Annotated in this window: 13 protein-coding genes; 6 read left to right on the top strand and 7 right to left on the bottom strand. The window is 37.3% G+C overall.

All coding sequences use genetic code 11. The annotated features are described in order from the left end of the window. Positions 1–269: 269 nt before the first annotated feature. Positions 270–593, top strand: a complete 324-nt coding sequence (locus tag FW768_RS01815; protein ID WP_153391849.1) for a translation initiation factor — start codon at positions 270–272, stop codon at positions 591–593. Between the two features lie 2 nt (positions 594–595). Here the strand turns inward: FW768_RS01815 and FW768_RS01810 are convergent, their stop codons facing one another. The 3 genes from FW768_RS01810 to FW768_RS01800 form a co-directional block, all read right to left on the bottom strand. Further along, positions 596–1,495, bottom strand: a complete 900-nt coding sequence (locus tag FW768_RS01810) for a leucine-rich repeat domain-containing protein (RefSeq protein WP_153391847.1) — start codon at positions 1,493–1,495, stop codon at positions 596–598. Positions 1,496–1,554: 59 nt separating this feature from the next. Further along, positions 1,555–3,720: an alkaline phosphatase PhoX gene (locus tag FW768_RS01805; protein WP_153391846.1), complete on the bottom strand. Its 2,166-nt coding sequence runs from the start codon at positions 3,718–3,720 to the stop codon at positions 1,555–1,557. 164 nt (positions 3,721–3,884) lie between these two features. Next, positions 3,885–5,714, bottom strand: a complete 1,830-nt coding sequence (locus tag FW768_RS01800; RefSeq protein ID WP_153391845.1) for a cytochrome-c peroxidase — start codon at positions 5,712–5,714, stop codon at positions 3,885–3,887. 230 nt (positions 5,715–5,944) lie between these two features. Between FW768_RS01800 and FW768_RS01795 the strand changes: the two genes are divergently transcribed. From FW768_RS01795 to FW768_RS01785, 3 genes are read left to right on the top strand one after another with little or no spacing between them, the layout of a single operon-like run. Beyond that, positions 5,945–6,403 carry a hypothetical protein gene (locus tag FW768_RS01795; protein WP_153391844.1) on the top strand — a complete coding sequence of 153 codons (459 nt, stop codon included), beginning with the start codon at positions 5,945–5,947 and terminating at the stop codon, positions 6,401–6,403. Positions 6,404–6,429: 26 nt separating this feature from the next. Beyond that, positions 6,430–7,284, top strand: a complete 855-nt coding sequence (locus FW768_RS01790) for a nucleoside phosphorylase (RefSeq protein WP_153391843.1) — start codon at positions 6,430–6,432, stop codon at positions 7,282–7,284. Between the two features lie 6 nt (positions 7,285–7,290). Continuing rightward, a complete protein-coding gene (locus tag FW768_RS01785) occupies positions 7,291–7,809 on the top strand; it encodes a hypothetical protein (protein ID WP_153391842.1) in 519 nt (172 codons plus the stop codon). A gap of 405 nt (positions 7,810–8,214) precedes the next feature. Here the strand turns inward: FW768_RS01785 and FW768_RS01780 are convergent, their stop codons facing one another. The 3 genes from FW768_RS01780 to FW768_RS01770 form a co-directional block, all read right to left on the bottom strand. Further along, a complete protein-coding gene (locus FW768_RS01780) occupies positions 8,215–8,979 on the bottom strand; it encodes a Rossmann-fold NAD(P)-binding domain-containing protein (RefSeq protein WP_153391841.1) in 765 nt (254 codons plus the stop codon). 222 nt (positions 8,980–9,201) lie between these two features. Then, a complete protein-coding gene (locus FW768_RS01775) occupies positions 9,202–10,584 on the bottom strand; it encodes a hypothetical protein (RefSeq protein ID WP_153391840.1) in 1,383 nt (460 codons plus the stop codon). A gap of 263 nt (positions 10,585–10,847) precedes the next feature. After that, on the bottom strand, positions 10,848–11,405 hold the full coding sequence (locus FW768_RS01770; RefSeq protein WP_153391839.1) for a DNA-3-methyladenine glycosylase I: 558 nt from the start codon (positions 11,403–11,405) through the stop codon (positions 10,848–10,850). Between the two features lie 324 nt (positions 11,406–11,729). Here FW768_RS01770 and FW768_RS01765 point away from each other — a divergent pair, with 324 nt between their 5' ends. Next, a complete protein-coding gene (locus tag FW768_RS01765) occupies positions 11,730–12,029 on the top strand; it encodes a hypothetical protein (RefSeq protein ID WP_153391838.1) in 300 nt (99 codons plus the stop codon). 120 nt (positions 12,030–12,149) lie between these two features. Beyond that, entirely contained in the window at positions 12,150–12,962 is an 813-nt protein-coding gene (locus FW768_RS01760) for an enoyl-ACP reductase FabI (protein ID WP_153391837.1), read from the top strand. A gap of 474 nt (positions 12,963–13,436) precedes the next feature. On the opposite strand, the gene FW768_RS01755 is transcribed toward FW768_RS01760, so the two are convergent. Beyond that, positions 13,437–14,876, bottom strand: a complete 1,440-nt coding sequence (locus FW768_RS01755) for a glycoside hydrolase family 30 protein (RefSeq protein WP_153391835.1) — start codon at positions 14,874–14,876, stop codon at positions 13,437–13,439. Positions 14,877–14,968: the final 92 nt, after the last annotated feature.

Genomic DNA, 14,968 nt, shown 5'->3' with positions numbered 1-14,968 from the left:
TTAACAGTACAAAATAGGAAAATATTACGTAAGAAAAGAAAAATTTGTTTGATAGGCATGGAAGAGGGATGATGGAAGAGGGAGATTCTGACGTTCATCAATAATAGATTACCATCTTTTTTAGCTAGTTTGATTTTACGGAGGTTTTCAGTATCTATAACTAAAAGTAACCTCCAGCTTCCCTCTTCTGGTCTTTCCCATCCTTTATAAAATGTTCCGGTTTGCCTAATTATTTCTCTCATTCAATTATTTATTATTAATTTTGTTTTATGGATTTACGAGATCAATTGAAGAACCTTTTTCCTGAACACGAAGAGCAGGATTTTGAAATGCCTGAAGATGAATTCAAGCAGAAGGAGCCTTTGGTATGCAAATTTGAGAAGAAAGGCAGAAACGGTAAGCCTGTCACCATTGTTGAAGGCTGGGAAGGCAGCGAGGAAGATTTAAAGAAAATCTCGAAGAAAATAAAAACCACCTTAGGAATAGGCGGCTCTGAAAAGGATGGAACGATCATTATTCAGGGGGATAACCGCGATAAGATCATGAATATCCTTAAAGAAATGGGGTATAAAACCAAAAGAGTCGGCGGATAGATCTAGAAGTAGATCTGGGTTTCCGGCATCAGCTTTTTTAACTGTTCTATTCTGGACTTTTCTATTGGATTTCCTGTCAGAATTAATGTTTTCAAATTTTTCAGCTGAGTGATCTCTACTGGAATATCTTTCAGATGATTATGAGCAAGATTCATGCTGGTCATATTTTTCAGACCATTGATTCGTGATGAAATTTCGGTGATATTATTTCCACTGGCATTCAGATATTCAAGATTTTGGGCTCTGAAAAGATTTTCAGGAAACTTTGTAATGGCGTTCTGCTGAAGTTCAAGGTATTTCAGGTTTTTCGGAAAAGAAAGGTTTCCCATATCATTGATCTGATTTTCGGAAAGATTTAAAAACTTCAGATTTTTGATTCTCTTTATCTGATCCGTTATAAAGCTGATCTGGTTTCCCTGAAGGTTAATTTCTTCCAAGGACGGAATTTCCATCAATGCTTCCGGAAAAGTATTCAGATTATTGGCTTCCAGATGTACAGCTTTTAAATGCTGAAGTTTTGCCACATTTGGATTAATGCCTGTAAGCCCATTGAGATTCATTGAAAAAGTTTCCAGCTTGGTCAGCTCTCCGATTTCATCAGGAATGAATTTAATACTGTTTTCATTGACATTTAAAATCGTCAGTTCTTTTAAACCAAAAATCTCCCGGTCCATTTTTTCAAGCCTGTTTCCCATGATATTCAGAAAAAACAGCGATTTCAAGCTGGCAATCTGCGGAGGGAGGTTGAACAATCCTTTTTCCCGAAAGCTCATGCTGTATACTGTTTTACTACTGCTCAAAACCTCTTCAATACTAGTAAAGGTAGGATATTTTACAGGATCAATCTGAGCTTTTACCTGAAAAAGAAAAAAAACGGAAACTGACAGAAGAATTTTTTTCATAGATAAAAAGTGTCCGGGGCGGCAGCTTCGCTGCCGCCCCGGACGGGAATTATTAATACTTATTTCTTTACTAGTTTTACGGTTTTCTGGAATCCTCCTTCGGCTTCGATATTTAAAAGCAAAATACGGGATGCTTCCAGCTGCTTTGTGAAATCAAGCTCCAAAGCTCTGTTTAGTCCGCTGAATTTTTTCGTATAAACGATTTTTCCGTCCATGCTGTAAGCGGTTACCTGAATATCTTTCAATCCTTTGTCTGAATTGATTTTTACGATTCCTGCAGTCGGATTAGGGGCAACGGTTACTGTACTCTCAGAAACATGGCTATCAATCGTTCCCAATGAACCGTTTGTACCAAGATTTTCTTTCAGAGCAATTACCACAGTTGCTGATTTCCCTCTGTAATCAATTGTATTCCCTGTTGCATCTATATCTGTTGAAATCGTTGAGTTAGGATGCTGAATAGAGAAGAACCCAAATTTATGATCTGGTGTAAAGGTAAGTCCTGTAGGTTCTGAACCTGCCGGCATTGAGGCGAACAATCTTACTTTAGGATTGGCCTGAGTATGATCCGGAGCGATTACCCAGATATAGTTTTTCCCTCCGTCCTGAAGTACCCAAAGGTTTCCAAGTTCATCAAAGGTAAGATTGTCATTTCCGTCTCCCCAAGCTTCAGTTTTCATCCCCTGTGGAGTATTGAATGAATACGCTGTAGAAGCTCCCCCCACGAATGTTTCTACCTGAGAAGCCGTAGTTCCGTTATCCTGAAGACGGTATACCTTATCAAGCCCTTTTGCTGTAAAGTAGATCTTTCCATCCAGCGGACTGATATCTACATCTTCCACTCCGTTAAATCTTGTTCCTCCCAATGACTGGGCAAGTCCGGTAGTATTGTTCTGGTCTGCTTTTATTTTATTAGGAATCGGGATCCATGTTGCTGTTGTTCCTATAGGATCTCCGGAAGCGTTCAGACCCTGATCCAGTTTCAGTACATAAAGATTTCCTGAAGAAAGATCGTTCGGGGTATCCATTACATATTTGTATACCATGTGTGTCCCGCCGTCTTCACCGTAATAAGCTGTAGTTCCTGCATTATTAATCACCACATTTTCATGGTTCATAATTCCCATCTGCCAAAGTTTTCCTTTGGAACCGTCTGGGTTTTTAGAAATCACCTGTGCTGTAGCGGGATCTATTTCTACTAACCATCCGTAATCTTTATATCCGTCACCGTTCACGTCGCTGGAAGTTACAGATTCTTCAGCTGTAACTACTGTTCCCCAAGGTGTAATCCCTCCTGAACAGTTTCTGATGGTCTGAACAAGGCTTGGATCTGAGAAACTTACTGCCCTGGATTTTGTTAGCTGCCAAAGTTTGGTACTTGCGTTGTAGTTGATTTCTGCCATGGTTACTCCTCCAGGATTGGTCTCATGGTTTACGGAAAGGTATCCGTTTGTACTGCTTCCTAATTTCCCTACGTACGCCGTAAAGTCATTCTGGCCACCTACCATTCCGCCTCCTTCTGTATAATTATCTCCTTCTTTCAGGATAAGCTGATATTTATGTTCAGCAGGAATAATCAGTTTATTGGTTTGCGCTGTAGGGACAATAGAGGTAAAGCAGCTGATATGTGTTCCGTTACAGGAAGTTGGTTGAGGATTAGTAGTTATTGTAGTTTTCAGATAAGCATCAATTCTCAGGTCAGAACTTGATACGCTTCTGTTGTGAAGCTCTATAGAAATTCTATTCACTCCGTTTACAAATTTTGATTTCGGGATTGAGAAAAGGTTATATACATTTTCTGCAGCTCCATCAATAGTTGTTGATGAAAAGGTATTGAAAGTAACAGGTCCTGCAGGCATATTATCTCTTACGACTTCTACTCCGTTCAGGTAAACAATGATTCCATCATCTCTCATTACTCCAAGCTCCATTTCATCTGAAAGGGTTGAAAGATCCACGGTAAAATCTTTTGCAAAATAAGCGGTGACAAGTCCGGTAGCCCCATTATGAATAGTTGTTGTTACAGGGTCACCGTATCCTAACGGAGCGTTTCCTACCGGCCAGGCAGAAATGTCATAGGTTTTGGTTTTCCATTCATCCGGCTGGGCCTGGTCAAGATCTATGTAGCTCCAGGATGAGTTTCTGTCGAAAACAGTGGTTTGTGCCTTTACGTTAAAGCCTGCAGCTAATGCGATAGCTCCGATTGCTAGTAGTTTTTTCTTCATTTTTTTTGATTTATTAGACCTTGCAAAACTATTTTTTTGAGCCGGCACCTCTGTTAATAGGATTTTAAATATGTCCTGATATTTGTTAATTAATTTGGAATTTAATGTTAAGGGGATTAAATAATTGTTAAAACTAAGTGTTCAATTCTATTTTATAGCCCCGCTTATTTCGCTTTGCTTACATCAGTAAGAGAATTCAGAAAAGCTATAATTTGTCTGATTTCTGTTTGAGTAAGATTTAGCTTGTCCGGTGGAAGCGTTTGATTCTTCATTTTCAATCCCAATCCTTCTCCCCCGCCTTCATTGTAAAAATCCAGCACTTCTTCCAGTGTATTAAAGGCACCGTTATGAAAATAAGGTTTAGTAAGCGCTATATTCCTTACCGTTACCGTTTTGAAGGAGTAATCATAAATCCATGATTTTTCTTTCTTTACAGGACTGTTGGCTCTTCCGAGATCTCCATCAAGTTCAACCGGGAGCTCATTGACCGGTTTTGTGGTAACCCCTAAAACTTCAGATTCATTTTCGTTAAAAAACGGTGGAACCAGTCCTGAAAAATGAGGAGCAAAGTGACAGGTTGCACAGTTGGCTTTTCCCATAAACAGATTATAACCTTTTTTCACTTCCTCCGAAACGTCCTTTTCACTCCTCATAAAACGGTCAAAATCACTATCGAAAGAATATAAAGAGGCAACATAGGAGCTCAGGGCTTTGGAAAAGTTTTCCTTATTGATCTTTCCGTTTTTAAATGCAGAACGGAATGCTTTTTTATACTCGGGTTTTGTTTTCAATTTTCTGATAATATCTTCATAGCTTGTATTGAATTCATCTTCATTATAAATCACGTGTTCAGCCTGCTGTTCCAGATAAAAGGCACGAAGGTCATAGAAAAATCTTTTAGCAAAAACGGCATTATAAAGCGATGGTGAATTCCTTAATACAGTCTTTCCTTCCACATTACTTTCAGATTTCTGCTTAAGATCTGTGAAGGCATTTTCCGGCAAATGACAGGCAGCACAGCTCATTTTACCGTTTCCGCTTAAGCTTCCGTCATAAAACATGGCCTTTCCAAGATTACGAAGATCTGCATTGTCTTCTGAAGATTTCAGCAATGTATAAAAATAAGGATCCAGAAAATCACTATTAAAAAGACCTTTACTGTTTACATTCCAGCCTGAAAACTCTTTAAGATCATCTGTTCTTCCATCCCATTTTCCAAATTCTTCATAAAGCGGCTGTATATAATTTTTATAAAATTCAATCCGGTCAAAGGTTTCAAAGTCTGTATTTTTTGAAAGATAATCGATGCTTCCGGCCAGAACCTGATCTGCTTTCTGTAGATTATAATTCCTGAAGTAAGGATCATCATGAATATACTTTTTAATTCCTGTAAGCGCATGAGCAGACTCCTCAGAAATATTCAGGGAACCTGGCGTATCAAATCCCGTAACACCTAATGTATAAATTCGTATCAGCTCTATGCGAAGCGGAAGTGTCTTATTATTTCCTTTGCTTAATCCGTTTTTTACAGCACTCAGATAAAACCCGGAGTAACTGTTATATAAAAAATCTGTGATGGTTTTGATCTTCTCTTTTTCATCTCCTGCTTCATCAGAAAATATCAGCTCGTCCAAAACCTGCAATCCTTCCGGAGGCAGAGTGTAAGCTGAAGTTCCGGCCGCTTCAATATGGAACAAGGGTGCTGCATTAAGATGTGTTTTCGTAAATTCAGGATAATGATAGGCAACATAAAATTCAATTTCCTTAAATGAATTTCTTGTACTGCTCAGTGATTTCCGTAATTCTTCAAGAGATATTCGGTCTTCCGAAAATTTATAGACATCTGATTTCAGCTGTTCAAGCCTGGTTTTAAAGTCAGACAGGCCTTTATTGACAAATGTAGTTTCGTTCTTTATCCCTTTATCAACAGGGTTGAAAGACATAACAGCAAAACCAATCAACAGAATTAGAACAAACAGCGGGTAAGATCTCATGAATTTTTTAGCGGCAAAACTATTAATCAGATGTTATCCCAGTTTTAATTACAGATTAAAAAATGTTTATATTTTAAATAGGAGATTTTTTACTAATTTTAAACCCCGAAATCAAAATTCATTATTCTTAAAGAAACGGATATTCTAAATTGCCGGTAAAAATAATGGGAAGGGTTATTGGGAGAGGATATTTTTAATTAAATTCAACATCAAAAAACGAAAATAGTCATATGAAAACAAAATTATTGTTTGCTTTTGCAGCAAGCTTCCTTTCACTTTCCGCATTTTCGCAGAAAAAACAACAGGAAATGGCTGTATATGCGGAGAAAAAAGGCAGCGATTATTATCTGATCCGTCTCGAAAAAGATAAAGATGTTCCCAATGTTTATGTTTATTCCAACGGAACTACAAAACCCTATAAAAAATATAATGAGCTTAAGGATATTGTGATAGAATTTCCCGGAATGATGGAATCTAACAACTCTACCAAAGAAGAATTGATTTCTGTCCTTAAAAAAGGAGATCATTTCTACGAGATTACTTCCCAGAGAAAAGATCCTAAGAATTTTGAAAAAACGACAGTTACAGTATATGAGGTCATTCAGGGCCAGAAAAGGATCGTAGAAGAATACGGTTCCCTTTACGAGCTGATATCGTCTCCTTATAAAGAAGCCATTTTCATTGATTAAAAATTAAAAAATAAATTATACATATTATGCTAAACAAACTTGCTGCTTCAGAACTTATTCTGAATGAAGACGGAAGTGTATACCACCTGAATCTTTTACCCGAAGATATTGCTGACAAGATTATCCTTGTAGGAGACCCGGACAGAGTGGCAAAAGTTTCAACGTATTTTGATAAAGTTGAGATCAAAAAAAATAAAAGAGAATTCTATACGCATACAGGAACCCTTCGCGGAGAAAGAATCACCGTAATGTCTACAGGGATCGGAACTGAAAATATCGACATCGTGATGAACGAGCTTGATGCGCTGGTGAACATCGATCTTAAGAATAAAGAATTCAAAACAGAGCATAAATCCCTTGAATTATTCCGTATGGGAACCTGTGGAAGTGTAAATCCTGATGTACAGGTTGATAATATGCTCGTTACCCAGAATGTGGTTGGACTGGATGGTCTTATGCATTTCTACCAGGACTATAATTTCCAGAATGAGTTCTCCAGAAGCTTCCTGGAAAAGTTTCCTTATGAAAGAATCAAACCGATGCTTTACTTCTCAGACTGGGCCGAAGAACTGGGAGAATACTACAAAGACGCTAAATACCACGGAAATACAGCCACTTTCCCTGGATTCTACGCTCCTCAGGGAAGACAGCTTCGTCTGAAAGCAGTGGATGATAATTTCCTGGAAACATTAAATGATCTTGGCATCACGAATTTTGAAATGGAAACTTCTGCAATTTATGCCCTTTCAAAACTATTAGGCCACAAAGCGATCACCGTAAATAACGTTATTGCCAACAGAAGACGCGGAGAGTTCTCTACAGACCACAACGCTTCTGAAAAGAACCTGATTACCTGGGTACTTGACAGAATCATCAAATAATTCACCATGGGCCAGGATATTACTTGTCTTATCATCAATAAAAAAATTGATTTAGGAAAAGATGTTGTTCATTTTGAAGTGCAAAACTTCACCTTCGTTCCTTTCAATATGTCCTGTCCACATTTTGAGGGAATAGAAAATTTTGATCTGGTGAGCGATTATATCAGACATATGGAATCTGAAACCGATTTTGAAAGTTATCCATACGACCGGGACAATGATCACTGGGATGGGGATATTTTTAAAATGATCAGAGATCATAAAATTGAAAGTTTTATCATTGAACACAGTTCTGAATGGGCAGATATGCCGGTAGATTACTGTTTTATGCAGGTTCTTGATGACAAAATCATTAAAAATGCCCTGGTATATAATGAAAGTCAGTTTGCAGGAAACAATTTTGAAAACATTAAAGAAGCCAAAAAGAACTTCGGCCTGAATTTCGACTGGCTTGACATGTATGACCTGTTTCATTCCTATCTCACTTCGAACAGAGCCTATACTCTGCTGCAGGCAAAAAAATAAATACATAGACTCACACAACTTTACAGATTTAGTTCTGTAAGGTTTTTTAATGAATTTTTTGTGGTTTAATGCAGCGACGCAAGACTTTAACTCATTATGCTGCTTTTAGGGCGCAAGAAAATCAAAGATTTTCAATATTTCGTCAATGTATCTGATAAATAGATGTTTTTTTTATTTAGTCTCGTTGATTGGGCAGATCTGGCAGATTTTATGAAGTCATTCTAAAAAGTAAGTATAAATTGTAGAATTTGAGTTGAATTTAAATCGCGATTTTCAAACTCCGCTTCATCTACTTTTTATCAATAATCTAATTCTGTTTTTAAGATGAATTGCAAAACTCATCTTAAAAAAAAATATGTGTCATCTGTAAAATCTGTGGGAGATCAATACTACCTAACTTATTTTTCATACTTCATGAAAATGACACGGGTCAGGATATTTGAATGCAAAATCAAGCTCAGAAACCAGTTTTGATGAAAGAACCTTTCTGCCTTCAACTTCTCTCTCTTCAGAAAACGGTAAATTCTTCTGGGCATGAATGACAGCCGCCTTTGAAGGATGAAAAGGAGCCGTCACATTATAAAGTTTCCCTTCTGTTCCTAGCTCTGTCATTCTTGAAATTACAGAACATATATCTGCATAATGAATGTGATTAACCGGAGCTTCCAGACCTGAAACATTATAATTTTTAAGAAGCCTGTTATCCCCCATCAATCCACCTAATCGTAAAATATTAGCCTGAGGATATTTATTCCGGATCATTCTTTCCCCGGAAACAGCCTCCACCCACAGATCATCTTCTGTAAATTCTTTTGGAAGATCAGGATAAACGCCTGTGGAACTCATCACAAACATCTGCCCTTTACAATCTCCTATAAATGAAAACAAATGCTGTATCCTGTTGTACAAAGAACTCACACAACAGCTTTTCCCGGAAAGCGGAATTGTAATGATTAAAACATCCAGCTGACTGATCATGCTCCATTGCGGAATCTTTTCATCCAGCTGATAATCCGGGAAACTGGCCAGAGAAGCATTAAAACCTTTAGAATTCAGTTGTGCAACTTTTTGCTCCGTGGTGGCCGTAGTATATATAATATGTCTGTCTGGCAGCGATTCTGCAATTCTGGATCCGAGCCAGCCACAACCTATGATTCCTGTTTTTGTCATATTGAATAATGGTTTCTGAAAACTTAAAATGATCAGACAATAGAAACACTCTGAAACTACACAAACATCAGGAATTCCCCGCCGCTTTCTTCAGGTTTTCCGTCTGAAATTATCCATGACAAAATTAATTCAATATCTGTTGGCAGTCTTTGTTTTATTACAAAAATTTTATTTTCATGACTATTCTTCTCTCAATTTCCGGATTCATCATATCATTCTATCTTAAAATTCATTAATCATCACATAGAAATGCGTAGAATAAAGACTTTCCGGATTTCCTGAGATATTGGTAAGGTTGATGGTGATACTTGAAACAGAGTTCATTCTTGGATTTGAAATTGAAAAAGAAGTGTTTCCGGTAAAGTCTCCGGCTGGAGAAACCACTATGGCAGCTCTTGTAGAACCAGGCTGCAGGTTGGCAGGAACCGGAATTTCCATCGTTACAGATTTTCCTGTAGGAAGATTATTTATCGAAACTGAAGGCCAGGCTTCAAAACTGATCTGGTTTTTCTGCACACTACCCTTCTCACCCATTTTATAAGATCCGTTTACATCCAGCTTTGCAGAAGTATTTGGAGCTCCTGTTCCAATTCCCACATTGGCATTCCCGTTTCCGATAATTACAGCATTAGCCTGAGAGGTAGAAGCCCCATAACCTATTGCAGTAGAAAATTGTCCCAATGCCTGAGCTCCCGATCCTACTGCTGTAGAATTCTGATTATTGGTCTGTGTATTATAACCCACTGCTGTTTCGCTGTTAGAAGTTGTTTTAGCATTATAGCCGACTGCTGTTGACTGAAATCCGGATGCTGTTGAATTCTTCCCTAAAGCAGTAGCATCATTTGTGGTTGTTTTCGCATTATATCCCATAGCAACAGACTGAAATCCAGATGCATCAGCATTATTCCCTACTGCCGTAGCTTCATTCACCGTAACTTTTGCATTATATCCGATTGCTGTTGACTGATATCCTGAAATTTTTGAGTTAGCTCCCAAAGCCACAGATTCATTAGCCGTTACCGAAGTATTGGTTCCGATTGCAATTCCCTGGTAAGCACTGCTGGAATTTCCCAAAGCAATACCATTCTGAGATGCATTCGCATTTGTTCCGAAACTTACCGAATTATTTACTCCCAATCTTCCAACCGAAATTGAATTTACTTTAAACACAAGGTCATCAGAAGTATTGGTTCCCAATGAAAGATTCGTATTAGCCCCTCCCGAATTCCCACTGTTGGATGCTGAATTGTTCCAGGCAGACATTGGGGTTACACTTCCACCACCGTTATTTCCGTTTCCGTTATTTCCGGAAGCTGTGGAAAGCATATTCCATTTTAAAGCATTCCAGTAATAGAAACCGGTTTCGGTTAAAGTTCCGTTACCATTGTTCCATACAATAAGCCCGTCCGCAGGATTCTGAATAGTTGTACGATCCGTTAATGAAACCAACGCCACACTCGGCAGCAACATTCCCTTATCTTTTGAACTGATCTGCAGCATTGCAGAAGGATCTGGACTCGGAGTTCCTATCCCCACCTGTGCCGGTAAAGAAATAGTAATTAGCAAAAAGATAAGAAAAAACGAAAGTTTACATTTTTTGATCATGCTATTGTTGGGTGTTTATTTTGAGGGTGCAAATATACGAATTTTTCAATAAAACCATTAATATTTTAAAAATTCAATAATAAACACACCCCACTGTGAGTAAAACAATACTTAATCACCATTAAATGAAACATTCCACGACTTCAAATCTATACAAACACCCTTTGCAAAGCCATAAAAAGCACTTCAAACTTAAATAAACTTAAAATACAATTACATTATTCATACAAAACTTCACTTAAAAATGAATAAAACAAAATTTATCACCACCTAATGAAACAGCTTTTCAGATGATCATTCACCATTCCGGTAGCCTGCATATGGGCATATACCACTGTTGATCCCAAAAACTTAAAACCTCGCTTTTTAAGGTCTTTTGCCAAAGCGTCCGAAACTTTTGTTACCGCAGGAATATCAGATAATGTTTCAGGCATATTATCTAATGGCCTTCCTCCTACAAAACCCCAGATATATTCAGAAAAGCTTCCGTATTCTTCCTGTACTTCCATAAACCGCTGTGCGTTACTTACGGTAGCTTTTATTTTAAACCTGTTTCTTATAATTCCCGAATTCTGCATGAGTTCCTCTGTTTTTTCATCTGAATAAAAGGCTATTCTCCTATAATCAAAATCATCAAAAGCCTTCCTGAAGTTTTCGCGTTTAGAAAGAATCGTATACCAACTCAATCCTGCCTGGAAACTTTCAAGAACGAGAAACTCAAAAATAGTTTTGTCATCGAAGACAGGCTTTCCCCACTCTTCATCGTGGTATTTGCGGTAGAGATCATCCTTCTCACACCATCCGCAGCGTATTTTTTCCATAAGTTTTTCATTTGTTATTAAAGCCCGGGTTAAATAGGCTGATATTAAAGGCAGAAAAATGGAAGTTACTTTAGGGATATTGAAAGCCTCTGTAAAATCAAATTAAACAAAGCAATACTTATTATTGATACCCCTCATAACTTTCCCTTTCTATCATCCAGCTTTAAACCTATATATATCAGAAATTATGATCAGAACTGAGATTATTAAAGGTACATCGATTTAGAAAAGAATAACAAAAGATTATGAAAAATTTAACAATGGAGCCGGATTTTAGGAATGGTTATTGTTTGTTTACTGATACACAACAAAATATTTTATATTATGAACAATTCAGAATACAACAAAGCGGAAAATGCAGTAAATGATACCGAAAACTCATTAAAGAATGCAGCAGATAAAGCAAAGTGGAAAATTGAGGAATTAGCAGACAAGGCAAAAGAGTATATCAATGAAAAGAGATCCAATGATGAAGAAGCAAAACAGGAAGACTGGTTGGAGAAAGTAAAAAATAATGTTTCTGATGCATGGGATGACATTAAAGACAAAGCCAACGATGCATGGGAAAAAACCAAAGATGCAGCAGAAGATGTAAAAGCAGAATGGAACAAGAAAACCAATTAAAATTTCAGTCATATAAATATTTTCAAGAAAATGGAGCCTTATTAATTTAAGACTCCATTTTTATTATGCCGCAAACACAAATTATTGCTACATTTGTAGTAAAATAAACATTAAAGAATTATGTCATACGGTTTACTTAAAGGCAAAAAGGGGATTATATTTGGAGCCCTTAATGAACAATCTATCGCATGGAAAGTTGCTGAAAGATGTCATGAGGAAGGTGCAGAATTCATCTTATCTAATGCTCCTATCGCTTTGAGAATGGGAGAACTTAATGGTTTAGCAGAAAAAACAGGTTCTGAAGTGATCGCTGCAGATGCGACCTCTATAGAAGATCTTGAAAAACTTTTTGATGCTGCGACAGCAAAATTCGGAAAAATAGATTTCATTCTTCACTCTATCGGAATGTCCGTGAATGTAAGAAAAGGAAAACACTATACAGAAATGAATTACGACTGGTTGGAAAAAGGATGGGATATTTCCGCTGTTTCTTTCCACAAAGTAATGCGTGTGGCTTGGGAAAAAGACTGTATGAACGAATGGGGAAGCATTTTAGCACTTACCTATATTGCCGCTCAGAGAACATTCCCGGATTACAACGATATGTCTGACAACAAAGCTTATCTTGAAAGTATTGCGAGAACTTTCGGAAACTATTGGGGGGAAAGAAAAGTACGTGTAAATACAGTTTCTCAGTCTCCTACCATGACTACAGCAGGCAGCGGTGTGAAAGGTTTTGGAGGATTCTTAGGTTATGCTGAAGATATGTCTCCGCTAGGAAATGCTACCGCTCTTGAATGTGCAGACTATTGTGTTACTCTTTTCTCTGATCTTACTAAAAAAGTAACGATGCAGAATCTTTTCCACGATGGAGGTTTCAGCAGTTCAGGGGTAACTCAGAAAGTGATTAATAAATATAATATTGAAGACTAATCAGTCATTCTTATTTTAAATGAAACAAAGAGGTTATCCGCGGAAGGATAACCTCTTATTTTTTGCAGGAAGTTCTATTTAATTTTATAAGCGTAAATTTTAAATCTGCTGTTTCAAAAGATTTCCCGCGGATTTCGCGATTGACGCACATCTTTGTTGATATTTTATGTTTCGCAGATCTTTTTTATGATATGATGATTAGTTTTTTTGGCACAAAAAATTATTCTTATTTTCAAAATAAATTCAACAGAAAAGAAATCTGCCAGATCTGCTCAATCAAAGACTAAATAAAAAATATATTTTCAGACTCGTTGAAAAAATTTGCTAAAAATCTTTGTTTTTTTGTGTCTTAAAAACATTCTAACATCCAAAAACCTTACGCCCTTGCGTTTTTCAACATTAGGAAATCCAGATTTTCAATAAAAAAAGACCGACTTCAAAAGCCAGTCTCTTAAAAAATAATTAATATGAAGTTTATATAATTACAGTCTGTATAGAATGTGCCGGAGCAGACAGTTTTGCAGACATTCCTTCAATCCACAGGTTGGTTTCAATATCATTATCGGAATCATTCATAATTACAGTCACCAATTGTCCGTTTTCATTCATAAAAGTAGTTGAAGTAAGGGCTGCTCTGTTGGAAGAACTTCCTATCCTCTGAGCGTTAGGCTTAATGAATTTTGAAACATGACCTACATAATAATATTCATAAGTATAATGGACTTCTCCTGTTTTGGTATCAGCAATAATTGGTGCAAAGCAGAAATTCCCGACATGGTTCGGACCTCCCGTTTCATCCAAAAGAACATTCCAGTCTGTCCACAAAGCGGTCCCTTTATTGAAATCATTCAGCATATTTTTCCCGTAAAGTTCTCCAAGACTTACATCATAAATTCTTGACATGCTGAACTGTTCTTTGCATCCTTCCGTAAAAGCAAGGAATTTATCAGGAAAAGCTCTTTGGGTTTCCGCTAAATTATCAAACAGCTGGGTCTTGTTGTTCCAGGTTTCATACCAGTGATAGCCGATTCCGTGTGCATATTTAGAGGTCTCAGGATCGCTTAAAGTGGTTGTTGCTCTCTGGTAGATAAGATCCCTGTTGTGATCCCAGATCATTACTTTTTTATCTTTATAGCCATTTTTCCAGAGTGTGGGTCCCAGATTATTTTTAAGGAAATCACCTTCTTCTTCCGCAGAATAAATACAGGATTCCCAGGTTTGCGTAGCCATCGGCTCGTTCTGAATCGTCAGTCCCCAGATATTAATTCCTCTTTTTTCATATTCTTTCATGAATTTAATATAATAATCTGCCCAGGTCTGATAATACTGGTTTTCCAGTCTTCCTCCTTTGAACAGACTTTTATTAGACTTCATCCATGCCGGGGGGCTCCAGGGTGAGAAATAAAAGGTAAAATCTTTCCCTATTGCCTTCTGGGCTTCTTTAATCATCGGGATCTTATACTTTTCATCATGCGCAATATTGAACGACTTCAGTGAAGTATCATTATCTGCTACATACGTATAAGAATCACTTGAAAAATCACACGAATTCATATTGGTACGAACCACAGTATAACCCAGACCGTTTTTTCCGAAATAAGCATCGATGATTTCTTTCTGCTTATCCTTAGGCATTTTATAAAATGTTTCAGCGGAAGCATCTGTAACAGCACCTCCTATCCCAATCAGCTTCTGGTATTTGAAATCAGGATCTACAAAAATACAGGCATCTGTTTCTTTCGGCTGCCCGAATTTTTCAAATTTCACGGTTCCTTTGTCTGCCATTTTTTCGCTGGTTTTGGAATTGGTGAGGATCACCTTAGCTGTTTTTCCTGCATTTTTCTTCCAGTAGTTTTGTGCGTTAACATTCAAAACGGCACCTGCGGCCAGACAACTTACAATTAGTTTTTTCATATCTTTCTCTCTTTTCGGACTAATATGTCCTCGCTTCATTATTTTTGATTTACTATTAGGCTGAAACCTACTTCTTACTTCTACATTTATTT

It is taken from the genome of Chryseobacterium vaccae, from assembly GCF_009602705.1.
GTDB classification, from domain to species: domain Bacteria; phylum Bacteroidota; class Bacteroidia; order Flavobacteriales; family Weeksellaceae; genus Chryseobacterium; species Chryseobacterium vaccae.
Note: the sequence above shows the minus strand (reverse complement) of the source record. Positions and strands in the feature narration are given on the sequence as shown.

Excerpts from the sequence above, each read along its gene's own strand:
- FW768_RS01810 (WP_153391847.1), bottom strand. The coding sequence starts at position 1,495 with ATGAAAAAAATTCTTCTGTCAGTTTCCGTTTTTTTTCTTTTTCAGGTA.
- FW768_RS01815 (WP_153391849.1), top strand. The coding sequence starts at position 270 with ATGGATTTACGAGATCAATTGAAGAACCTTTTTCCTGAACACGAAGAG.
- FW768_RS01805 (WP_153391846.1), bottom strand. The coding sequence starts at position 3,720 with ATGAAGAAAAAACTACTAGCAATCGGAGCTATCGCATTAGCTGCAGGC.
- FW768_RS01795 (WP_153391844.1), top strand. The coding sequence starts at position 5,945 with ATGAAAACAAAATTATTGTTTGCTTTTGCAGCAAGCTTCCTTTCACTT.
- FW768_RS01790 (WP_153391843.1), top strand. The coding sequence starts at position 6,430 with ATGCTAAACAAACTTGCTGCTTCAGAACTTATTCTGAATGAAGACGGA.
- FW768_RS01780 (WP_153391841.1), bottom strand. The coding sequence starts at position 8,979 with ATGACAAAAACAGGAATCATAGGTTGTGGCTGGCTCGGATCCAGAATT.
- FW768_RS01770 (WP_153391839.1), bottom strand. The coding sequence starts at position 11,405 with ATGGAAAAAATACGCTGCGGATGGTGTGAGAAGGATGATCTCTACCGC.
- FW768_RS01765 (WP_153391838.1), top strand. The coding sequence starts at position 11,730 with ATGAACAATTCAGAATACAACAAAGCGGAAAATGCAGTAAATGATACC.
- FW768_RS01760 (WP_153391837.1), top strand. The coding sequence starts at position 12,150 with ATGTCATACGGTTTACTTAAAGGCAAAAAGGGGATTATATTTGGAGCC.
- FW768_RS01785 (WP_153391842.1), top strand. The coding sequence starts at position 7,291 with ATGGGCCAGGATATTACTTGTCTTATCATCAATAAAAAAATTGATTTA.
- FW768_RS01755 (WP_153391835.1), bottom strand. The coding sequence starts at position 14,876 with ATGAAAAAACTAATTGTAAGTTGTCTGGCCGCAGGTGCCGTTTTGAAT.
- FW768_RS01775 (WP_153391840.1), bottom strand. The coding sequence starts at position 10,584 with ATGATCAAAAAATGTAAACTTTCGTTTTTTCTTATCTTTTTGCTAATT.
- FW768_RS01800 (WP_153391845.1), bottom strand. The coding sequence starts at position 5,714 with ATGAGATCTTACCCGCTGTTTGTTCTAATTCTGTTGATTGGTTTTGCT.